Origin of the sequence: Pseudomonas sp. VD-NE ins (genome assembly GCF_031882575.1) — a bacterium.
Classification (GTDB): Bacteria; Pseudomonadota; Gammaproteobacteria; order Pseudomonadales; family Pseudomonadaceae; genus Aquipseudomonas; species Aquipseudomonas fluorescens_BZ.
This window is the reverse complement of record NZ_CP134772.1, coordinates 4,840,128-4,861,319: the sequence shown is the minus strand read 5'-3', so window position 1 is coordinate 4,861,319 and position 21,192 is coordinate 4,840,128. Positions and strand designations below refer to the sequence as shown.

Genomic DNA, 21,192 nt, shown 5'->3' with positions numbered 1-21,192 from the left:
GAGGGCTGGGGTGAGGGGGGGATCTAGAGTCCACCACAAAAAATCGAGGCATAAAAAAGCCCCGCCAGGTTTTCACCGGGCGGGGCTTTTTAACGGCTTTGGGAATTACACGAGTGGTTTAGGCTCGTGTTCTTTTTCCTCAGCCTCTTGGTGCTGCTCGACCGCGTCCTGAACGGAGCGTGGTGCTTCAGCAATCACCGCTTCGACAACCGCTTCTTCAGCGACCGGGGCAGGAGTTGCCTCAACCACTTCAGCTACCGGAGCAGCAGCGGCAGCCAGTTCGGCTTCCTTCTGCAGACGCTCTTCTTCACGCTTGCGACGACGCACTTCACGTGGGTCGTTTGGCGCGCGGCCGCTTGGCGTCAGGGCGCTGACTGGAGCTGGCGCTTCAACCACCGGGGCTGGCGCTTCGGCAACGACAGGTGCTTCGACAGCCGGGGCTGGTTGAGCAACGACCACTGGCTCGGCTACTTTGGTCTCTTCAACCACGGGAGCTTCAACCACAGGCGCTTCGAACACTGGCTTTTCAACAACCGGTGCTTCAACCACTGGCGCTGGTGTTTCAACAACAGCCGGCTCGGCGATCCAGTTGAAAGCGGTCTGCTCTTCACGAACTTCACGCACGGTTTCGGTCACGGTTTCAGCGACGGTTTCAACCGCCGGCTCGGCAGCCACAAATGGCGCTGGCTCGACCTGCGGCAGGGTTTCCTGAACCGGAGCCACTTCGACTTCCGGAGCAGCAACCACTTCTACCGGAGTGGTCGCTTCAACAGCCGGCGCTTCCACTGCAGCGGTTTCCTGAACAGCAGCGGTGGCGCGTTCGGCTTGCTCGTGAGCTTGGGCTTCGGCCGGAGCGCTGATCACGGTGCTGGCAACGGCGGCGGTGACAGCCAGACCAGCAGCCAGATCGGCAGTGCTTGGCTCTTCAGCGTTTTCGCCGGACTCGGACTCTTCCGAACCTTCGATCACGTTGCCGTTGGCATCACGCTGACGCTCACGACGGTTGCTGCGACGACGCTGACCGCGCGAACGACGACGTGGACGATCGCCTTCGGCATTCTCCGAACCGTCTTCCGGCAGTTGCTCTTCGTTGCTGTTCACTTCTTCTTCAGCGACGGCAGCAGCAGCCTGTTCGGCACGCGGTTGACGCTCTTCACGCGGTGGACGCGGTGCGCGCTCTTCACGTGGCTGACGGGCTGGACGCTCTTCAGCGGTTACGGCTGCGGCTGCAGCAACTGCCGGAACGGCGTCCAGCGGCTCACGCAGTTCACGCACGCGCTCTTCACGTTCGCCACGTGGCTTGCGATCTTCGCGCGGAGCACGTGGTGCACGCTCTTCACGCGGAGCACGAGGTGCGCGCTCTTCGCGGGCTACCGGCGTTTCGGTGCGGGCTTCACGCGGTTCGCGGACTTCACGGGCTTCGCGTGGCGCGCGCTCTTCACGCGGCTCGCGTGGGGCACGTTCTTCACGTGGAGCACGTTCTTCGCGCGGCTTGCGCTCTTCATCGCGACGACCGTTACGGTTGCGGCTCTGCTGGCGACCGTTGCGACGTTCTTCGTTACGGGCCGGACGTTCGCTGGCAGGTTTTTCAACCACAGCCGGAGCGGCTGGCTCTTCTTTGGTGGCGAACAGGCTGACCAGCGATTTCACCAGGCCTTTGAACAGGCTTGGCTCTGGCGCGGCAACCGGAGCTGGTGCAGCGGCGACAGGTGCGGCGGCTTCGGTCGGAACCGGAGCGTTGGCACGGGCCGGTGCAGTTTTAACGGCTGCTTCCTGGCGAACCAGGGTGCGGGTCGCAGCGGCTGGCTGGACTTCTTCGACTTCGGCAGCGGCAGCAGCGATTTCGTAGCTGGACTGGTTGGTCGCGGCTTCCGGGCTGTCGTCACGCAGACGCTGAACTTCGAAGTGCGGCGTTTCAAGGTGATCGTTCGGCAGAATGACGATGCGAGCACGGGTGCGCAGTTCGATCTTGGTGATCGAGTTGCGTTTTTCGTTGAGCAGGAACGCAGCGACCGGAATCGGCACCTGAGCGCGCACTTCGGCAGTGCGGTCTTTCAGGGCTTCTTCTTCGATCAGGCGCAGGATCGCCAGCGACAGCGATTCAACGTCACGGATGATGCCGGTGCCGTTGCAACGCGGGCAGACGATGCCGCTGCTTTCGCCCAGCGATGGACGCAGGCGCTGACGGGACATTTCCAGCAGACCGAAGCGCGAGATGCGGCCGATCTGCACGCGAGCGCGGTCGGCTTCCAGGCATTCGCGGACTTTCTCTTCCACGGCGCGCTGGTTCTTGGCTGGGGTCATGTCGATGAAGTCGATGACGATCAGGCCGCCGATGTCGCGCAGGCGCAACTGACGGGCGATTTCTTCGGCGGCTTCAAGATTGGTCTGCAGGGCGGTTTCTTCGATGTCGCTGCCTTTGGTGGCGCGCGCCGAGTTGATGTCGATGGACACCAGGGCTTCGGTCGGATCGATAACGATGGAGCCGCCGGAAGGCAGTTCAACGACGCGCTGGAAAGCGGTCTCGATCTGGCTTTCGATCTGGAAACGGTTGAACAGCGGAACGCTGTCTTCGTAAAGCTTGATCTTGCTGGCGTACTGCGGCATCACCTGACGGATGAAGGTCAGGGCTTCGTCCTGGGCTTCAACGCTGTCGATCAGCACTTCGCCGATGTCCTGGCGCAGGTAATCGCGGATGGCGCGGATGATCACGTTGCTTTCCTGGTAGATCAGGAATGGCGCGGAGCGATCCAGCGAGGCTTCTTTAATAGCAGTCCACAGTTGCAGCAGGTAGTCGAGGTCCCACTGCATTTCTTCGCTGCTGCGGCCAAGGCCGGCAGTGCGCACGATCAGACCCATGTCGGCCGGTGCAACCAGGCCGTTCAGCGCTTCACGCAGCTCGTTGCGCTCTTCGCCTTCGATGCGACGGGAAATACCGCCGGCACGCGGGTTGTTCGGCATCAGCACGAGGTAACGACCGGCCAGGCTGATGAAGGTGGTCAGGGCTGCGCCCTTGTTGCCACGTTCTTCTTTTTCGACCTGAACGATGACTTCCTGGCCTTCGCTCAGGACGTCCTTGATGTTGACGCGGCCTTCAGGGGCTTTCTTGAAGTATTCGCGGGAGATTTCTTTGAGGGGCAGGAAGCCGTGGCGCTCAGAGCCGAAATCGACAAAGGCAGCCTCAAGGCTTGGTTCGATGCGAGTGATACGGCCTTTATAGATGTTGGCCTTCTTCTGCTCGCGTGCACCGGATTCGATGTCCAGGTCGTAGAGGCGTTGGCCATCTACCAGTGCAACACGCAACTCTTCGGGTTGAGTTGCGTTAATCAGCATTCTTTTCATGTAGTACCGTCGGTTTCCGGGCTGCCGGAAACGGCGTTCGGCACACACGACTTCTCACGGTCGGTGTCAGGTGCGTCGGGAGTGGTTGGCCATTCCCGTGTCCAGCGATATGCGGCCAATTGGGCCGATATAGCGACGTACGCGTCCTGCTTGCTGTGGCTACTTAAGCACTCAGTCAGGAGGAGGAATCAACCAGCGGCTGTGGACGAGATGAAGCGTCTTGATAAAGCCTATTGCTACACAGTCCAGCGGTTGTGCATCTCCACCCTACACGTATCCCTGATAATTCGGGTGCTGCCGCGCGCAGAATCCGCAGCGGGTTGGCATTTACCGTGAGCTCCGAAAGGGGAGGTCACGCATCATGGCTAATTCAGGCGTTGTTTCCGAAGCATTCGCTCGGGGTCATCTGCAGCTGACTGCACTTTGTGAACTGGCCTTGAATGTGTGCCTGTCAGGCGAGTAAAAACTCTGCTCGACGGTGTAATTCAGGCCTCATGTCACCTGCGCTTGTTACAACTGCAAACTCCACCGTTACGTAGCAAAAGCCCCGTAGGACGGCCTCGCGTCCTGGTGAATTGCGTTGGTCAGGGCCGGTTTTTGACCGTGGTTCCTCTGTCCAGGCCGCTTTTGGCGGCGTTCGCGACTATAGCAGCAATGATTAAGTGCTTCAATTCCATAAAAATTGTTATCATCGCCGGCATGACAACTACTGCACCTTCGACTCCAGGCGTTCAATTGCTTGAAGTCTCGCCGGAGTATGCCGGCCAACGAATCGACAACTTTCTCCTCGCCCGGCTCAAAGGCGTGCCCAAGACCTTGATTTACCGCATTTTGCGTAAAGGCGAAGTGCGTGTTAACAAAGGTCGGATCAAGCCCGAATACAAGCTGCAGGCCGGCGATATCGTGCGCGTGCCGCCGGTTCGCGTGCCTGAGCGCGATGAGCCGGTGCCACTGGCCCAAGGCCTGTTGCAGCGCCTGGAAGCCTCGATTGTCTTCGAAGACAAAGCTCTGATCGTGATCAACAAGCCTGCCGGCATTGCGGTTCACGGCGGCAGCGGCTTGAACTTCGGCGTAATCGAAGCCTTTCGTCAGTTGCGTCCCGATGCCAAAGAGCTGGAACTGGTTCACCGTCTCGACCGCGACACCTCCGGCCTGCTGATGATCGCCAAAAAGCGCAGCATGTTGCGCCACTTGCATGAGCAATTGCGTGGTGACGGCGTCGACAAGCGCTATATGGCGCTGGTGCGTGGTAACTGGGCGACCTCGATCAAGAAAGTCAGCGCGCCATTGCTCAAGAGCAATCTGCGTTCCGGCGAGCGCATGGTCGAAGTCAATGACGAGGGCAAAGAAGCGCTGACCATGTTCAAGGTGCTGCGCCGCTTCGGTGACTTTGCCACCATGGTCGAGGCTAAACCGGTTACCGGTCGTACCCACCAGATTCGCGTGCACACCCTGCATGCTGGCCATTGCATTGCTGGCGACAGCAAGTACGGCGATGAGGATTTCACCAAGGAGATCCGCGATCTGGGCGGCAAGCGGCTGTTCCTGCACGCCTACATGCTGACCGTGCCGCTGCCCGATGGCGGCAAGCTGACCTTGCAGGCGCCGGTCGATGAAATGTGGGCCAAGACCGTGGAGCGATTGAGTGCGCCCATCTGATTACAAGCTGCTGATTTTCGATTGGGACGGCACGCTGGCCGATTCCATTCACCGGATCGTCGAGGCCATGCACTCGGCGTCCGGGCGCTCCGGTTTCGAGTTGCGTGATGATTTTGCCGTCAAAGGCATCATCGGTCTGGGCTTGCCCGAGGCGATTCGCACGCTGTACCCGGAAATCAGCGATGCCGAAATGACCTTGTTTCGCGAGTATTACGCTGACCACTACATTGCCGCAGAAGCGGTGCCTTCGCCACTGTTCGACGGTGTCGTCGAGTCGATGGCGTCCTTTCGCGGGCAGGGTTATCACCTCGCCGTCGCGACCGGCAAAAATCGTCGCGGACTGGACCGAGTGCTCAAGGCCAATGGCTGGGAAGATTATTTCGATATCACCCGCGCTGCCGATGAAACTGCGAGCAAGCCGCACCCTCTGATGCTGGAACAGATCCTTGCGCATTGTGGTGTGCGCCCGGAGCAGGCATTGATGGTCGGCGACTCGTCCTTCGATCTGCTGATGGCGCGTAATGCCGGGATGGATTCTGTAGCGGTCAGCTATGGCGCGCAATCGATCGAATCGCTGCAGCAGTTCGAGCCGCGCCTGTCGATTGACCGTTTTTGTGAATTGCATGCCTGGCTGGGGCAGCAGGCTTAATACGTTTTTGCTGGGGTGGATGGCATGACCGACGAATGGAAAGCACCGGCCAAGGCAAGTGCCGACGACGGTGACCAGAAAAGCTGGAAGCTGTTGGAGAAGACGCTGCTCGCCGGCGTGCAGGAACAGCGTCGTTCGCGGCGTTGGGGGATTTTTTTCAAGCTGCTGACCTTTGTTTATCTGTTTGTGGCACTGATCCTGTTCACGCCGTTGATGGACATGGAAAAGAGCGCCACACGCGGCTCGAACTACACCGCGTTGATCGACGTCACCGGCATGATCGCCGACAAGGAACCGGCCAGTGCCGATAACATCGTCGGCAGCCTGCGGGCGGCGTTCGAGGACAAGAAGGTCAAGGGTGTGATCCTGCGGATCAACAGTCCTGGCGGCAGTCCGGTGCAGTCAGGTTATGTGTATGACGAGATCAAGCGTCTGCGCGGTCTGCATCCGGAGATCAAAGTGTATGCGGTGATTTCCGATCTCGGTGCGTCCGGCGCTTATTACATCGCCAGTGCGGCGGATCAGATCTACGCCGACAAGGCCAGTCTGGTCGGTTCGATTGGCGTGACGGCGGCCGGTTACGGTTTTGTCGGCACCATGGAAAAACTGGGTGTCGAGCGTCGTACGTACACCTCGGGTGAACACAAATCGTTCCTCGATCCGTTCCAGCCGCAGAAGCCTGAAGAGACGGCATTCTGGCAGAGCGTGCTCGATACGACGCACAAGCAGTTCATCAACAGCGTCAAGCAGGGGCGTGGCGATCGCTTGAAAGACAAGGATCATCCAGAGTTGTTCTCCGGGTTGGTCTGGTCGGGTGAGCAGGCGCTGCCGCTGGGTTTGATTGATGGCCTGGGCAATGCCAGTTCGGTGGCACGTGATGTGATTGGCGAGAAAGAGCTGGTCGACTTCACTGTGCAGGAGTCACCGTTCGATCGCTTCTCGAAGAAGCTCGGTGCCAGTGTGGCTGAGCAGTTGGCGATGTGGATGGGTTTCCACGGGCCTTCGTTGCGCTGATTCGTTGTAACGATCAAAAGATCGCAGCCTTCGGCAGCTCCTACAGGGTTTTACATTCCCATGTAGGAGCTGCCGAAGGCTGCGATCTTTTGCTTTTAAGGAATCTGCACGCCCTCAACCAGCAACATGTCGATCAGCCGAATCAGCGGCAAACCGATCAGGCTGGTGGCGTCAGGCCCTTCAGTGGACTGAAACAGGCTCACCCCCAACCCTTCCGCCTTGAAGCTGCCAGCGCAGTCATACGGCTGCTCGATACGCAGATAGCGCTCGACGCGCGCCTGATCGAGCTGGCGCATGTGTACGGTAAACGGCACGCAGTCGACCTGGCATCGGCCGGTCTGGCTGTTAAGCAGGGCCAGGCCGGTCAGGAAGGTCACGCTGGCGCCGCTGGCGGCCATTAACTGTTCACGGGCCTTCTCGAAGGTGTGCGGCTTGCCGATGATCTGCTCGCCGAGCACGGCGACCTGATCCGAGCCGATAATCAGATGGGCGGGATGGCTATCAGCCAATGCCCGGGCCTTTTGTTCGGCGAGGCGCTTGACCAGTTCGATGGCTGACTCACCTGGGCGGTGACTTTCATCGATATCCGGCGAGCTGCAGACGAACGGCAGGTGCAGGCGGGCGAGCAATTCCCGACGATAGGTCGAGCTTGAAGCAAGTAATAAAGGCGGCATTTGCGTCTCCTGGGGCAGGTGCGAATTCTAGCGGAGGCACGCAAGTGACGGACAGGGCACAATTTCCTTTGACATGGGTGGGTGCATCCCTATAATGCTGCGCCTATGTTGAATGACCCGATTCCACCTCACGTTGACCCGCGCAAATTGGCTGATCGTGGCACCACCCTTCAAGGTGAACTGCTGCTGGCCGATTTGAAGAGACTCTGCGACCCGCTTTCCGACGATGTCGGTACGGTGCAGGCGAAATTCGTTTTTGAACGAGATGAACGTAAATCTGTGGTGATCCACAGCTTTATCGACACCGAGGTCAAAATGGTTTGCCAGCGTTGTCTTGAGCTGGTCACCCTGCCGATCCACAGCGAATGCAGTTATGCTGTGGTGAAAGAGGGTGCGAATACCCAGTCGTTGCCGAAAGGTTATGACGTGCTGGAACTGGGCGAAGATCCATTGGATCTGCAGTCACTGATCGAGGAGGAGCTTCTGCTCGCCTTGCCCATTGTGCCTGCTCATCATCCGGAAGAATGCCAGCAGCCGGCGGGTCTCGATGAGCCCGAACCGAGCGAGGACGAGTCAACGCGGTCCAACCCGTTCAGTGTATTGGCGCAGTTAAAGCGTGACCCAAACGTTTAGGAGTTAATCAATTATGGCTGTTCAGCAGAACAAAAAATCCCGCTCTGCCCGTGACATGCGCCGTTCGCACGACGCTCTCGAGGCTAGCACCCTGTCTGTAGAAAAAACCACTGGTGAAGTTCACCTGCGTCACCACGTATCGCCAGAAGGCGTATACCGTGGCCGTAAAGTGATCGACAAGGGCGCTGACGAGTAATCACTTGTCCGCTCAAGTCATCGCGATTGACGCAATGGGCGGGGACTTCGGTCCCCGCAGCATTGTTCAGGCCAGCCTTGCTTGTCTGTCTGCTACGCCCTCGCTGCACCTGACCCTCGTCGGTCAACCCTCCCTTCTTGAAGAATTGATCCACGGCCAATCGGCTGCTGATCGCGCGCGCCTGACGATTGTCCCGGCCAGCGAAGTCATCACCATGGACGAAAAGCCGACCCAGGCCTTGCGTGGCAAGCCGGATTCGTCGATGCGTGTCGCCCTTGAGCTGGTGCGTGATGGCAAGGCTCAGGCCTGTGTCAGTGCTGGCAATACCGGTGCATTGATGGCGTTGTCGCGGTTTGTGCTGAAGACGCTGCCGGGTATTGATCGGCCGGCGATGGTGGCGGCGATTCCAACGCAGAAGGGCTATTGCCAGTTGCTCGATCTGGGCGCCAATGTCGACTGCAGTGCCGAACATCTGCTGCAGTTTGCGGTGATGGGTTCGGTGGCGGCGCAGACGCTGGGGATCAATCGCCCGCGCGTGGCGCTGCTGAATATCGGCACTGAAGACATCAAGGGCAATCAGCAGGTCAAACTGGCCGCAACACTGTTGCAGGCTGCTCGTGGCATCAACTACATCGGCTTTATCGAAGGCGACGGCTTGTATCGTGGCGAGGCCGATGTTGTGGTGTGTGATGGTTTTGTCGGCAACATCCTGCTCAAGTCCAGCGAAGGTCTGGCAACGATGATCGCGGCGCGCATCGAGGCGCTGTTCAAAAGAAATCTCGCCTCCCGTGCCGTTGGGGCTTTGGCGTTACCGTTGATGAAGCGCTTGCAGGCCGATCTGGCACCGGCGCGACATAACGGTGCAAGCTTTCTCGGCTTGCAGGGTATCGTGGTGAAAAGCCACGGCTCAGCCGGGGTTCAGGGCTTTCAGAGTGCTATTTCGCGTGCGCTGATCGAGATCCAGGAAAATCTTCCCGAGCGCCTCCACGGTCGTCTGGAGGATTTGTTGTCTTAGGCGTTTTCGTCGGACAATGCTTAAATGTGACCGCCCGGTTCAAAGGGCCATCCAACTGTCAGTTTCTTGCGTCCCCCAGCGGGGCGTCATTTTCCGACGACAAGATCATTAGGGGCTTGTTACATGTCTGCTTCCCTCGCATTCGTCTTTCCAGGACAGGGTTCGCAGTCCCTCGGCATGCTGGCCGAGCTGGGCGCGGAATATCCGTTGATCCTCGAAACATTCAAAGAAGCCTCTGAGGCTCTGGGCTATGACCTGTGGGCGCTGACCCAGCAGGGCCCCGAAGAGTTGCTCAATCAAACCGATAAAACCCAACCGGCCATTTTGACCGCTTCGATCGCCCTGTGGCGTCTGTGGCTGGCTGAAGGCGGTGCGCGTCCGGCCTTTGTTGCCGGGCACAGCCTGGGTGAATACAGCGCGCTAGTCGCTGCTGGCAGCCTGACACTGGCTGACGCGGTAAAGCTCGTTGAGCGCCGTGGTCAACTGATGCAGGAAGCGGTTCCGGCCGGGCAGGGCGGCATGGCTGCCATCCTCGGTCTGGAAGATGCCGATGTACTGGCTGCCTGCGCCGAAGCGGCGCAAGGTGAAGTGGTCAGCGCGGTCAATTTCAACTCGCCGGGCCAAGTGGTGATTGCTGGTGCCAAGGCTGCTGTCGAGCGTGCCATCGAAGGCTGCAAGGCGCGTGGCGCCAAGCGTGCCATGCCGCTGCCGGTGAGCGTGCCGTCGCACTGCGAGCTGATGCGTCCGGCCGCCGAGCGCTTTGCCGAATCCATTGCCGCCATCGACTGGCAGGCGCCGCAGATCCCGGTGGTACAGAACGTCAGCGCGCAAGTGCCGGCCGATCTGGAAACCCTCAAGCGTGATCTGCTCGAACAACTGTACAAGCCGGTGCGCTGGGTCGAGTCGGTACAGACTCTCGCCGCCAAAGGCGCGACCAATCTGGTCGAATGCGGCCCGGGCAAGGTCCTGGCCGGTCTGAACAAGCGTTGCGCCGAAGGCGTGGCGACTTCCAACCTCAATACCCCAGACGCTTTCGCTGCCGCTCGCGCAGCGCAAGCCTGAATCAGGAGAAACTTGCATGAGTCTGCAAGGTAAAGTTGCACTGGTCACCGGTGCAAGCCGCGGTATCGGCCAGGCTATCGCACTGGAGCTGGGTCGTCAGGGCGCCATCGTCATTGGCACCGCGACTTCCGCTTCGGGCGCTGAGCGTATCGCCGCAACCCTGAAGGAAAACGGTATTCAGGGCGCAGGTTTTGAGCTCAACGTTACCAGCGATGAATCGGTCAGTGCTGTGCTGGCGGGCATTCAGGAGCAGTTTGGTGCGCCGGTGGCGATCCTGGTCAATAATGCCGGCATCACCCGCGATAACCTAATGATGCGCATGAAAGACGACGAGTGGTACGACGTGATCGATACCAATCTGAACAGTCTGTATCGCCTGTCCAAGGGCGTTCTGCGCGGCATGACCAAGGCGCGTTGGGGGCGAATTATCAGTATTGGCTCGGTGGTGGGTGCCATGGGCAACGCAGGCCAAGTAAACTATGCAGCCGCCAAGGCCGGTCTGGAAGGTTTCAGCCGTGCAATGGCGCGTGAAGTCGGTTCGCGTTCGATTACGGTCAACTCGGTAACCCCAGGGTTTATCGACACCGATATGACGCGCGAGCTGCCTGAAGCACAGCGTGAAGCCTTGCAGACGCAGATTCCGCTGGGTCGTTTGGGACAAGCTCAAGAGATCGCGTCTGTGGTCGCTTTTCTTGCATCCGACGGTGCGGCATACGTCACTGGGGCTACAATCCCGGTGAACGGTGGGATGTACATGTAAGTAAAATGTGACGGATTGCTTCAAAAAAATGTCATACGAGCTGTCTAAAATCCGTTATAAAGCTGCAATCTATTTATAGGCAGAGGGCTGCAGGGTTTGAGGAGTGAAGCTTTCAGTTGAAAAACTGAAAAGTCTTTCTATACACTTACCCACTGGCCAGCTGCCTGAATTTGTCCATTAGGAGTGAAAACAAGGTATGAGCACCATCGAAGAGCGCGTCAAGAAAATCGTTGCCGAGCAACTGGGTGTTAAAGAAGAAGAAGTGGTCAACACCGCTTCCTTCGTAGAAGACCTGGGTGCCGACTCCCTTGACACCGTTGAGCTGGTGATGGCTCTGGAAGAGGAATTCGAGACCGAAATCCCTGACGAAGAAGCTGAGAAGATCACTACTGTACAAGCTGCAATCGACTACGTTACTAGCCACCAGGCGTAATAGTTTGTAATCGTTGTTTGCTGTCATGGAAAAACCGCACTGCCATCATGGCGTGCGGTTTTTTCTTTAGGCCTGATGCAAAATCGTCATTTGAAAAAGGAGAGTGCTGTGTCGCGTAGACGCGTCGTAGTCACCGGTATGGGTATGTTGTCGCCACTGGGCACGGATGTGCCGAGCAGTTGGCAGGGCATTCTGGCTGGCCGCAGTGGCATTGGTCTGATCGAACACACCGACCTTTCTGCCTACTCCACCCGCTTTGGCGGCTCGGTAAAGGGCTTCAATGTCGAGGAATACCTGTCGGTCAAGGAAGCGCGCAAGCTCGACCTGTTCATTCAGTACGGCCTCGCCGCAGGCTTTCAAGCCGTGCGCAACGCCGGGCTGGAAGTCACTGACGCCAACCGTGAACGCATTGGCGTAGCCATGGGTTCAGGAATCGGCGGTCTGACCAACATCGAAGAAACCAGCCGTACCCTGCATGAGACGGGCCCGCGTCGAATCTCGCCATTCTTCGTGCCAGGCTCGATCATCAATATGATTTCCGGTTTCCTGTCCATCCACCTGGGGGCACAGGGACCTAACTACGCCATCGCCACTGCATGTACCACCGGTACGCACTGCATCGGCATGGCGGCGCGCAACATCATGTACGACGAAGCCGACGTGATGATTGCCGGCGGTGCCGAAATGGCCGCGTGCGGCCTGGGCATGGGTGGCTTCGGCGCGTCCCGTGCGCTGTCGACCCGCAATGACGAACCGACCCGCGCCAGTCGTCCATGGGACAAGGGCCGTGATGGCTTCGTCCTGTCCGACGGTGCCGGTGCACTGGTTCTCGAAGAACTGGAGCACGCCAAGGCGCGCGGCGCGACCATCTATGCCGAACTCATCGGCTTTGGCACCAGTGGCGACGCGTTCCACATGACCTCGCCACCTGCCGACGGCGCCGGTGCAGCACGCTGCATCACCAACGCGCTGCGCGATGCGAAGATCAACGCCGATCAAGTGCAATACATCAACGCTCACGGTACTTCGACTTCGGCCGGCGACCTCGCCGAAGCCAATGCGATCAAGACCGTGTTCGGTGATCACGCCTACAAACTGGCAGTGAGCTCGACCAAATCGATGACCGGTCACCTGTTGGGTGCGGCGGGCGCGGTTGAAGCGATCTTCAGCGTGCTGGCGATCAACAGCCAGGTAGCCCCGCCGACCATCAACCTCGATGAGCCGGACGAAGGCTGCGACCTTGATTTCGTCGCGCACACCGCGCGCAACATGGACATCGATGTCGTGCTGTCCAACTCCTTCGGTTTTGGCGGCACCAACGGCACCTTGGCGTTCCGCCGGTTCGCAGGCTGATGGACAGCTGGGTCGACGGTCAACCGGCTGACACTCTGTCGCTGAAAGATCGCGGCCTGGCATACGGCGACGGTCTGTTCGAGACCATCGCTGTGCGTAGCGGCCAGCCGATCCTGCTGGATCGGCACCTGACACGTCTGGCCGATGGCTGCTCGCGTCTGGCCATCGCCGCCGATATCGAGCTGATTCGCCACGAGCTGCTGAGCTACGCCGCCGCGATGGGCGAGGGCGTGCTCAAGTTCATCCTCACCCGTGGCGACGGTTTGCGCGGTTATGCGCCCGACCCGACGGCGCCGGGCCGCCGTATTCTGCAAGGCAATCCTCCAGCGGCTTATCCCGCTGTGCATGCTGAACAAGGCGTTCGCCTGTTTCCATGCAACACGCGACTGTCCAAACAGCCGTTTCTCGCCGGACTCAAACACCTCAATCGCCTGGAGCAGGTTCTCGCCCGTGCCGAATGGCAGGACAGCGAACACGCCGAAGGCTTGATGCTCGATCAGGCCGGTCGAGTGATCGAGGCTGTGTTCAGTAATCTGTTTCTGGTGCGCGACGGTGTGTTGATCACGCCGGATCTGAAGCGTTGTGGTGTCGCCGGTGTGATGCGCGCCGAAATATTGTTTCAGGCCGAGTCTTTGGCCATTCCCACGCAAATCGCCGACATCAGCCTCGAACAGCTGCAATGGGCCGATGAAGTGTTTGTCTGCAACAGCGTATATGGCGTCTGGCCGGTACGCGCCTACGCTGCACTAAGCTGGCCGGTTGGCCCGCTCACCCGTAAACTGCAAACCATTGCCCGCGCCCTACTGGATGCCTGATTTGTGAGACGTAAACTTTTGCTGCTGCTGGAAACCGGACTGGTTCTGGCAGGGCTGTTGATGGGCGCCAGCGCCTGGAAGATTCACAGCGCACTGGAACAGCCTCTGAACATCACGCAGGAAGAACTGCTGGATGTGCCGAAAGGCTCCACTCCGACCCGTACGTTCCTTTCCCTCGAAACCGATGGCGTCATCAAGGACGCGTTCTGGCTGCGAGTCTATTGGCGCTTCAATCTCGCCGGTACGCCGATCCACAGCGGTGAATACCGCATGCAGCCGGGCATGACCGTCAACGGCCTGATCGATTTGTGGAAGCGTGGTGAAGTGGTGCAGTACAGCCTGACGCTGGTCGAGGGCTGGAATTTCCATCAAGTGCGCGCGGCGTTGGCCAAGGATGACAAGGTCGAGCAGACCCTGAACGGTTTGAGCGACAGCGACGTCATGGCGAAGATAGGTCATAAAGGGTTGTTCCCGGAAGGCCGTTTCTTCCCCGATACCTACCGCTTCGTGCGTGGCATGTCTGATGCCGAGTTGCTGAAAAAGGCCTTTGATCGCCTCGATGAAGTGCTGGCGAAAGAGTGGGAAAGTCGTTCTGCCGATGTGCCGTATACCGAACCCTATCAAGCGCTGATCATGGCGTCGCTGGTCGAGAAGGAAACCGGTGTGCCGCAGGAGCGTGGGCAGATTGCCGGCGTCTTCGTGCGTCGAATGGCGTTGGGCATGCAGTTGCAGACTGATCCTACCGTCATCTATGGCCTCGGTGATCGCTACACCGGCAAGTTGACCCGTGCCCATTTGAAAGAACCGACGCCTTACAACACCTACGTAATTCCCGGCCTGCCGCCGACGCCGATTGCGATGGTCGGGCGTGAAGCGATTCACGCGGCACTGAATCCCGTGGATGGCACCAGCCTGTACTTCGTCGCACGTGGCGATGGCAGCCATGTGTTCTCCGACGACCTGGATGCGCACAATAATGCGGTGCGTGAGTACCAGCTCAAGCGCCGTGCCGATTACCGCTCCAGCCCTGCGCCGGCGACAACGCCTGAAACCGCTCCCGCTGCCGAAGAGGCGATTCCCGCGGCCTCTCCTGATACAGCGCCGGAATCGTTGCCACAAGTTGCGCCTCAGGAACCTGCGCCGGCTCCGGAAGCCGCCGCCCCACAAAACACGCAATGACTTTGATTAAGGACTGCCTGTGACTGGCTTGTTTATTACGCTGGAGGGCCCGGAAGGTGCCGGCAAAAGCACCAACCGCGAATACCTCGCCGAGCGCCTGCGCGCCGCCGGTATCGAAGTGGTGCTGACCCGCGAGCCCGGTGGTACGCCGCTGGCCGAGCGGATCCGCGAAGTGCTGCTGGCGCCGGCCGACGAAGTCATGAATCCGGATGCCGAGCTGTTGCTGGTATTCGCCGCGCGTGCCCAGCATCTGGCCGAAGTGATTCGTCCGGCCATGGCCCGAGGCGCGGTGGTGCTGTGTGATCGCTTTACCGACTCCACTTATGCCTATCAGGGTGGTGGTCGCGGTCTGTCGCTGGAGCGCATCGCCGCGCTGGAAACCTTCGTGCAAGGCGATCTGCGCCCGGATCTGACGCTGATTTTCGATCTGCCGGTGGAAATAGGCCTGGCCCGCGCCAGTGCCCGTGGTCGCCTGGATCGTTTTGAACTGGAAGGCCGGGCATTTTTCGAGGCCGTGCGTAGCGCGTTCCTCAAACGCGCCGAAGCCGATCCCGCGCGCTATGTGCGCATCGATGCCGGCCAGCCATTGGCCAAGGTTCAGCAATCGCTGGATACCCTGATTCCGAACTTGCTGGAGCTGGCTCGTGGCTGAGGCCTATCCATGGCAGGACAGCCTCTGGCAGCAACTGGCCGGGCGTAAGCAGCACGCGCACGCCTATCTGCTGCATGGGCCGGCCGGGATCGGCAAACGCGCGTTGGCCGAACGCCTGATGGCCAGTCTGTTGTGCCAGCGGCCGACGCCGGACGCGTGCGGCGAATGCAAATCCTGCCTGCTGCTCAAGGCTGGCAGCCATCCTGATAATTACATCCTCGAACCGGAAGAAGCCGACAAGGCGATCAAGGTCGATCAGGTGCGTGATCTGGTCAGCTTCGTGGTGCAGACCGCGCAGCTCGGCGGGCGCAAGGTGGTGCTGATCGAGCCGGTCGAGTCTATGAACATCAACGCCGCTAACGCCTTGCTCAAGAGCCTTGAAGAACCGTCCGGCGATACCGTTTTGCTGTTGGTCAGCCACCAGACCAGCCGCTTGCTGCCGACGATCAAGAGCCGTTGCGTGCAGCAGGCCTGTCCGTTACCGGGCGAGGCGATGAGTTTGCAATGGCTGGCGCAAGCATTGCCCGATTGCTCGGAAGAGGAGCGCATCGAATTGCTGACGCTGGCAGCCGGATCGCCGTTGATGGCGGTCAGTCTGCAATCGCAGGGCGTGCGCGAGCAGCGTGCGCAAGTGGTCGAAGGCGTGAAGAAGCTGCTCAAGCAGCAGCAATCGCCGACGCAACTGGCTGAGGAGTGGAAAAGCATTCCGATGCTGCGTCTGTTTGACTGGTTTTGCGATTGGTCGAGCCTGGTCCTGCGTTATCAATTGACACAGGATGAAGCCGGCCTCGGCCTGACCGACATGCGCAAAGTCGTGCAGTACCTGGCGCAGAAAAGTGCGCAAGGCAAAGTCCTGGAGATTCAGGACTGGATTCTCGCCCAGCGACAGAAAGTCCTGAGCAAGGCCAACCTCAATCCGGCCTTGCTGCTGGAAGCGTTGTTGGTGCAATGGGCGGGATTGCCTGGTCAAAGATAAGAATGTGTACCTAGACTCTGAACATCAGCAGTGGAGGTCAACATGAATGAACCTGTCAGCCCGGGGCCGCGCAACGGCATTTTGTCCCTGACCATCAAGGACAAGTCGGTGCTCTACGCCGCCTACATGCCGTTCATCAAGAACGGTGGCCTGTTCATCCCGACCAACAAAAGTTACAGGTTGGGCGACGAGGTGTTCATGCTGCTCAACCTGATGGATGAGGCCGAGAAGATTCCGGTGGCCGGCAAGGTTGCCTGGATCACCCCCAAAGGGGCGCAAGGCAATCGCGCTGCCGGTGTCGGCGTACAGTTCAACGATGGCGACAACACGGCGCGCAGTCGCATCGAAACCCATCTGGCCGGAGCGCTTAAATCCGACCGTCCCACTCATACGATGTAAGTAGCCGTCTTTTTATGCTTGTAGATTCCCATTGTCACCTTGATCGCCTCGACCTCGCCGCCCATGACGGCTCGCTGGATGCTGCACTGGATGCGGCCCGTGGGCGCGGAGTAGGGCACTTCCTGTGCATCGGCGTGAGTGCTGACAACGCCGCCGACGTCAAAGCCTTGGCTGAGCGTTATGACGATGTCGACTGTTCGGTCGGTGTGCATCCGCTGGATGTACAACCCGGCGCGGCTCCGGCGCTGGATTGGCTGTTGCACGAACTCAATCACCCGAAAGTGGTGGCGATCGGTGAGACCGGCCTCGACTATCACTACGAACCGGAAGCCGCCGAGCTGCAGCAGGAGTCGTTTCGTCTGCACCTGCAAGCGGCGCAGCAGACCGGTAAACCGGTGATCATCCACACCCGTGGCGCGCGGGCCGATACCCTCGAATTGTTGCGCGAAGCGGCGTTGCCTCAGGCCGGTGTGCTGCATTGTTTCACCGAAGACTGGGACATGGCCAAGGCTGCGCTGGACATGGGCTATTACATTTCCCTGTCGGGCATTGTCACGTTCCGCAATGCCGATGCGCTGCGCGACGTCGCGAGCAAGGTGCCGGCGGATCGCTTGCTGGTGGAAACCGATTCACCGTATCTGGCGCCGATTCCTTATCGCGGCAAGCCGAACCTGCCGCAGTACGTACGCGAAGTAGCGGAGTTCCTGGCGATGTTGCGCGGGGAAAACTACGAGCGCTTTGCCGAGCAGACCACCGAGAACTTCAAGCGCCTGTTCCCGCTGGCCTCCGTTAAATCTGCCGTGTAGGAGCTGCCGAAGGCTGCGATCTTTTGATCTTGATTTTGACAGGCAAAGGCAAAAGATCGCAGCCTGCGGCAGCTCCTACAGTTGTGATGTCCAGGTAGCTGGGCCAAGCGTTAAATCGCAGGCAAAAAAAACCCGGGTTCTGGGGGGTGAATCCGGGTTAAGACCATTAGGAGTAAAACAAAGGCACGCGGTCCCTTGGTACCTTTATCGGCGCGACACTTGGGGGAGATGTCGCCCGACAGTTCAAGTATTGATCAGTCTGGCGTGCAGTCCAGTTAGCCGGTCGGGGTTTTTAAACAAATTTGGAATACGTTCGCTTCAGTTGAGTTCTCATTGCGCCCAAAACGTTCTCAAAACGAACAAGAAACACAGATATGGTCGGATGATCCGTGCAATTCTGTGCAAGTTAGGCATAATACGCGGCTTCGAATTTTGACCCTTCAGACCTTTTTCTTATGCACAAAGAACCTCGTAAGGTCCGTGAGTTTCGTCGCCGCGAGCAAGAAATTCTCGATACCGCGCTCAAGCTGTTCCTCGACCAAGGTGAAGACAGTGTCACCGTCGAGATGATTGCTGATGCCGTGGGTATCGGCAAAGGCACGATCTACAAGCACTTCAAATCCAAGGCCGAGATCTATCTGCGCCTGATGCTCGACTACGAGCGCGATTTGAACGAGCTGCTGCATTCGGCTGATGTCGACAAGGACAAGGAAGCGCTGTCCCGCGCCTACTTCGAATTCCGCATGCGCGACCCGCAGCGCTATCGCCTGTTCGACCGCCTCGAAGAGAAGGTCGTAAAAGGCAATCAGGTGCCGGAAATGGTCGAGGAGCTGCACAAGATCCGTGCCTCGAACTTCGAACGCCTGACCCTGCTGATCAAGGGCCGCATCAGCGAAGGCAAGCTTGAAGACGTGCCGCCGTACTTCCACTACTGCGCGTCCTGGGCGCTGGTGCATGGCGCTGTTGCGCTGTATCACTCGCCGTTCTGGAGCAATGTGCTGGAAGATCAGGAAGGTTTCTTCCAGTTCCTCATGGACATTGGCGTGCGCATGGGCAACAAGCGCAAGCGCGATCCGGAAACTCCGAGCAGCTGAGCCATTCAGCTGCCTTATTGCGCCATGATTTCGCTACATGACGCAGTACCGCAGGAATATACTCAGGCATAGGGCTTGCTAAAACTTGATTTGTGAGTCAAGTTTTAGCGGCTCGAAATCCTTTCGCCGGAGTGATCATGATCGTTGACCGTCAAGGCAGGCGTTTTCGCAATTTGCGGATCAGTCTGACTTCAGCCTGCAATTACGCGTGTACCTACTGCGTGCCCAACGGCAAGCGGTTGGTGGCTGCGCAGGATGAACTGTCGGCTGAAGCCATGGCCCGTGGCGTGGCGTATCTGATCGAAGCCGCCGGCATTGAGCGCTTGCGCATTACTGGCGGTGAGCCGCTGGTCAGCCCCAAACTCGAATCGTTCATGACCGCCGTCGGCAAAATGGGCCTGGACGACATCAGCCTGACCACCAACGGTCAACTCCTCGCGAAAAAACTGCCACTGCTGGTGGATGCCGGTCTGCGCCGGATCAACGTGTCTCTCGATACCCTCGACGCCGGCGCCTTCCGCAGCATCGCTCGTGGCGGAGATCTGGCCACCGTGCTGGATGGCATGGATCAGGCGAAAGCGGCGGGGATGAAGATCAAGGTCAACATGGTGCCGTTGCGCGGACAGAACCTTGATCAAGTCATGCCGCTGCTCGATTACTGCCTGGAACGCGGATACGAACTGCGCTTCATCGAGCTGATGCGCATGGGCCACCTGGCCAAGGACAACAATGCGTTCCTGCAACAGTTCGTCAGCCTGCAGCAATTGCTGGAGCTGATTGGCGAACGCTACGAGTACGCGCAAACCGATGCCCCCGTAGACGCCACCGCCGTGCGTTACGCAATTCCCGGTCTCGGCAACTTTGGTGTGATCGCCAACGAGAGCGTACCGTTCTGCCGGACGTGTTCGCGCTTGCGCCTGTCGTCGACCGGTTGGCTGCATGGCTGTCTGTCGTCGAGCAACCGCCACTATGTCGGCGATCTGCTCGACAAGCCGCGCCATCAGGCATTGCCGGCGCTCCAGCGTTTGCTGGTCAAGGCGTTGGGCGACAAGCAGGAAGTGGCGTTCTCTGGCGGCGCAACAGTCATGAAGATTATCGGCGGCTGATACCTCTTTTTCGCGAGCAGGCTCGCTCCCACAGGGTTTTCGCAATCCTGTGGGAGCGAGCCTGCTCGCGAATACGATTTAACCCTCAACAAATTTCTTGAGCTGGCGCAAAAGCTGCATCCAACGGCCATTCGCCGGTTTTCCGTCACCGGCCTCTGGAGGAATAGGATGCGTAGCCTGGTTTTGCTGCTGGCCGTTTTGGCGCTTGGCGGCTGTATGACTGTCAGCGATATGGCCGAAGGCACTCGCTATCAGATGAGCGACGCGGGCTTGCTGGATCACAGCGACAGCCGTCGCGTGAACAACTTCCGCATTCAGCCGGACTCGTTCATCTACATCGCTCAAGGCGCGTTCGCACCGCCGGGTGGTTCTTATCCGCGCCCGAACGTGGTGGCCGAAGAAGCCTTCAAAGGTTTCGTCGAATACTTCCCGATGGTCCGCCGTGCCCGCGCGCCGGAAGGCCTTGATCAGGCAATGGGTGAAGCCCGCGACGCCGGTGCTCATTATCTGCTGTACACGCGTTTCGCCAAGGCTGACGACCGCATCGGCAACTCCGATGAATGGCTTGATGAAGAGGCGGTTGATCGCCTCGGCATCGACGGTGGCGTGATTCAGATCATGTTGATCGAGACCAGCACCCAGTATTTGATTGATACTGCACGAATCAAGAGTCGTGGCGGTTTACTGACGTTCCACGACAGCAAACCCGAAGACCTGATCGGCCCGCCGCTGGCCCAGTACGCGCGCAGCCTGTTGGGAGTCGGCGACCAATAATTCAAGGAGAACGCCATGAGTGGCCCGCAAAAAGCCAATGACCTGTTGGGACAGATCCCGAAAACCAAAGGCCTGCCGCCGGTGCACTTGTGGAACCCGGACTTCTGCGGCGACATCGACATGCGCATCGCCCGCGACGGCACCTGGTATTACCTGGGCACGCCGATCGGGCGCAAGCCGATGGTCAAGTTGTTCTCCACGATCATGCGCCGCGATGGCGATGATTATTTCCTGATCACCCCGGTCGAGAAGGTCGGGATCAAGGTCGACGATGCGCCGTTTGTGGCGATTGCGGTCGAGGTGGAAGGCGAGGGGGAGGCGCAACTGTTGCGCTTCACTACTAACGTTGATGAAACCGCCGAGGCCGGGCCTGAGCATCCGATCCGCGTCGAGATCGATCCGGCGACGCAGGAGCCTGCGCCTTACGTGCATGTGCGCACCAACCTTGAAGCGCTGATTCATCGCAACGTGTTCTATCAACTGGTGGAGCTGGCGGTGAGCCGTGAAATCGATGGTCAGCGCTGGCTGGGGGTGTGGAGCGGCGGCGAGTTCTTCCGCATCGGCCTGGAACCCTGAAAGATCGCAGCCTTCGGCAGCTCCT

At 59.2% G+C, this 21,192-nt stretch carries 22 protein-coding genes; 20 read left to right on the top strand and 2 right to left on the bottom strand.

The window, feature by feature from the left end; genetic code table 11:
• Positions 1 to 105: 105 nt before the first annotated feature.
• Positions 106 to 3,342: a ribonuclease E gene (gene rne, locus RMV17_RS21635; protein WP_311882446.1), complete on the bottom strand. Its 3,237-nt coding sequence runs from the start codon at positions 3,340 to 3,342 to the stop codon at positions 106 to 108.
• A 699-nt stretch (positions 3,343 to 4,041) separates the two neighbouring features.
• Here rne and rluC point away from each other — a divergent pair.
• From rluC to sppA, 3 genes are read left to right on the top strand one after another with little or no spacing between them, the layout of a single operon-like run.
• Positions 4,042 to 5,001 carry a 23S rRNA pseudouridine(955/2504/2580) synthase RluC gene (gene rluC, locus RMV17_RS21630; RefSeq protein WP_034155359.1) on the top strand — a complete coding sequence of 320 codons (960 nt, stop codon included), beginning with the start codon at positions 4,042 to 4,044 and terminating at the stop codon, positions 4,999 to 5,001.
• Positions 4,988 to 5,650 carry an HAD-IA family hydrolase gene (locus RMV17_RS21625; protein ID WP_311882443.1) on the top strand — a complete coding sequence of 221 codons (663 nt, stop codon included), beginning with the start codon at positions 4,988 to 4,990 and terminating at the stop codon, positions 5,648 to 5,650. The genes rluC and RMV17_RS21625 overlap by 14 nt, the downstream gene beginning before the upstream one ends.
• 24 nt (positions 5,651 to 5,674) lie before the next feature.
• On the top strand, positions 5,675 to 6,664 hold the full coding sequence (sppA, locus tag RMV17_RS21620) for a signal peptide peptidase SppA (RefSeq protein ID WP_102900052.1): 990 nt from the start codon (positions 5,675 to 5,677) through the stop codon (positions 6,662 to 6,664).
• A gap of 95 nt (positions 6,665 to 6,759) precedes the next feature.
• On the opposite strand, the gene RMV17_RS21615 is transcribed toward sppA, so the two are convergent.
• On the bottom strand, positions 6,760 to 7,338 hold the full coding sequence (locus RMV17_RS21615) for a Maf family protein (RefSeq protein WP_034155356.1): 579 nt from the start codon (positions 7,336 to 7,338) through the stop codon (positions 6,760 to 6,762).
• A 105-nt stretch (positions 7,339 to 7,443) separates the two neighbouring features.
• Between RMV17_RS21615 and RMV17_RS21610 the strand changes: the two genes are divergently transcribed.
• The 17 genes from RMV17_RS21610 to RMV17_RS21530 all read left to right on the top strand — a co-directional run bounded on the left by RMV17_RS21610 (position 7,444) and on the right by RMV17_RS21530 (position 21,167).
• Positions 7,444 to 7,971, top strand: a complete 528-nt coding sequence (locus tag RMV17_RS21610; protein WP_008086273.1) for a YceD family protein — start codon at positions 7,444 to 7,446, stop codon at positions 7,969 to 7,971.
• Positions 7,972 to 7,984: 13 nt separating this feature from the next.
• Entirely contained in the window at positions 7,985 to 8,167 is a 183-nt protein-coding gene (rpmF, locus tag RMV17_RS21605) for a 50S ribosomal protein L32 (protein ID WP_003179396.1), read from the top strand.
• Positions 8,168 to 8,171: 4 nt separating this feature from the next.
• The gene (gene plsX, locus RMV17_RS21600) at positions 8,172 to 9,182 is read left to right on the top strand and encodes a phosphate acyltransferase PlsX (RefSeq protein WP_108226320.1); all 1,011 of its coding nucleotides are present in this window, start codon (positions 8,172 to 8,174) and stop codon (positions 9,180 to 9,182) included.
• 123 nt (positions 9,183 to 9,305) lie between these two features.
• On the top strand, positions 9,306 to 10,244 hold the full coding sequence (fabD, locus tag RMV17_RS21595; protein WP_034155355.1) for an ACP S-malonyltransferase: 939 nt from the start codon (positions 9,306 to 9,308) through the stop codon (positions 10,242 to 10,244).
• A gap of 16 nt (positions 10,245 to 10,260) precedes the next feature.
• The gene (gene fabG / locus RMV17_RS21590) at positions 10,261 to 11,004 is read left to right on the top strand and encodes a 3-oxoacyl-ACP reductase FabG (protein WP_034155354.1); all 744 of its coding nucleotides are present in this window, start codon (positions 10,261 to 10,263) and stop codon (positions 11,002 to 11,004) included.
• A 196-nt stretch (positions 11,005 to 11,200) separates the two neighbouring features.
• On the top strand, positions 11,201 to 11,437 hold the full coding sequence (gene acpP / locus RMV17_RS21585; protein WP_003175607.1) for an acyl carrier protein: 237 nt from the start codon (positions 11,201 to 11,203) through the stop codon (positions 11,435 to 11,437).
• Positions 11,438 to 11,545: 108 nt separating this feature from the next.
• Positions 11,546 to 12,790 (top strand): beta-ketoacyl-ACP synthase II, encoded by a 1,245-nt coding sequence (gene fabF / locus RMV17_RS21580; RefSeq protein ID WP_034155353.1) that lies wholly within the window; start codon positions 11,546 to 11,548, stop codon positions 12,788 to 12,790.
• On the top strand, positions 12,790 to 13,605 hold the full coding sequence (gene pabC / locus RMV17_RS21575) for an aminodeoxychorismate lyase (RefSeq protein WP_311882433.1): 816 nt from the start codon (positions 12,790 to 12,792) through the stop codon (positions 13,603 to 13,605). The genes fabF and pabC overlap by 1 nt, the downstream gene beginning before the upstream one ends.
• Positions 13,606 to 13,608: 3 nt before the next feature.
• Positions 13,609 to 14,784 (top strand): endolytic transglycosylase MltG, encoded by a 1,176-nt coding sequence (gene mltG / locus RMV17_RS21570; RefSeq protein ID WP_311882431.1) that lies wholly within the window; start codon positions 13,609 to 13,611, stop codon positions 14,782 to 14,784.
• 19 nt (positions 14,785 to 14,803) lie between these two features.
• Entirely contained in the window at positions 14,804 to 15,436 is a 633-nt protein-coding gene (gene tmk / locus RMV17_RS21565; protein ID WP_007908268.1) for a dTMP kinase, read from the top strand.
• Entirely contained in the window at positions 15,429 to 16,412 is a 984-nt protein-coding gene (locus RMV17_RS21560; protein WP_108226318.1) for a DNA polymerase III subunit delta', read from the top strand. The genes tmk and RMV17_RS21560 overlap by 8 nt, the downstream gene beginning before the upstream one ends.
• Before the next feature lie 42 nt (positions 16,413 to 16,454).
• Positions 16,455 to 16,811, top strand: coding sequence for a PilZ domain-containing protein (locus tag RMV17_RS21555; RefSeq protein WP_007908272.1), 357 nt, complete (start codon positions 16,455 to 16,457; stop codon positions 16,809 to 16,811).
• Positions 16,812 to 16,825: 14 nt separating this feature from the next.
• Positions 16,826 to 17,617: a TatD family hydrolase gene (locus RMV17_RS21550; protein WP_034155349.1), complete on the top strand. Its 792-nt coding sequence runs from the start codon at positions 16,826 to 16,828 to the stop codon at positions 17,615 to 17,617.
• A 455-nt stretch (positions 17,618 to 18,072) separates the two neighbouring features.
• Positions 18,073 to 18,711 carry a TetR/AcrR family transcriptional regulator gene (locus RMV17_RS21545; protein ID WP_007908276.1) on the top strand — a complete coding sequence of 213 codons (639 nt, stop codon included), beginning with the start codon at positions 18,073 to 18,075 and terminating at the stop codon, positions 18,709 to 18,711.
• Between the two features lie 137 nt (positions 18,712 to 18,848).
• A complete protein-coding gene (locus RMV17_RS21540) occupies positions 18,849 to 19,817 on the top strand; it encodes a GTP 3',8-cyclase MoaA (RefSeq protein WP_034155348.1) in 969 nt (322 codons plus the stop codon).
• A 168-nt stretch (positions 19,818 to 19,985) separates the two neighbouring features.
• Positions 19,986 to 20,591 carry a DUF4823 domain-containing protein gene (locus tag RMV17_RS21535; RefSeq protein ID WP_007908280.1) on the top strand — a complete coding sequence of 202 codons (606 nt, stop codon included), beginning with the start codon at positions 19,986 to 19,988 and terminating at the stop codon, positions 20,589 to 20,591.
• Positions 20,592 to 20,606: 15 nt separating this feature from the next.
• The gene (locus RMV17_RS21530) at positions 20,607 to 21,167 is read left to right on the top strand and encodes a DUF1285 domain-containing protein (protein ID WP_008087248.1); all 561 of its coding nucleotides are present in this window, start codon (positions 20,607 to 20,609) and stop codon (positions 21,165 to 21,167) included.
• The last annotated feature ends 25 nt before the right edge of the window (positions 21,168 to 21,192 follow it).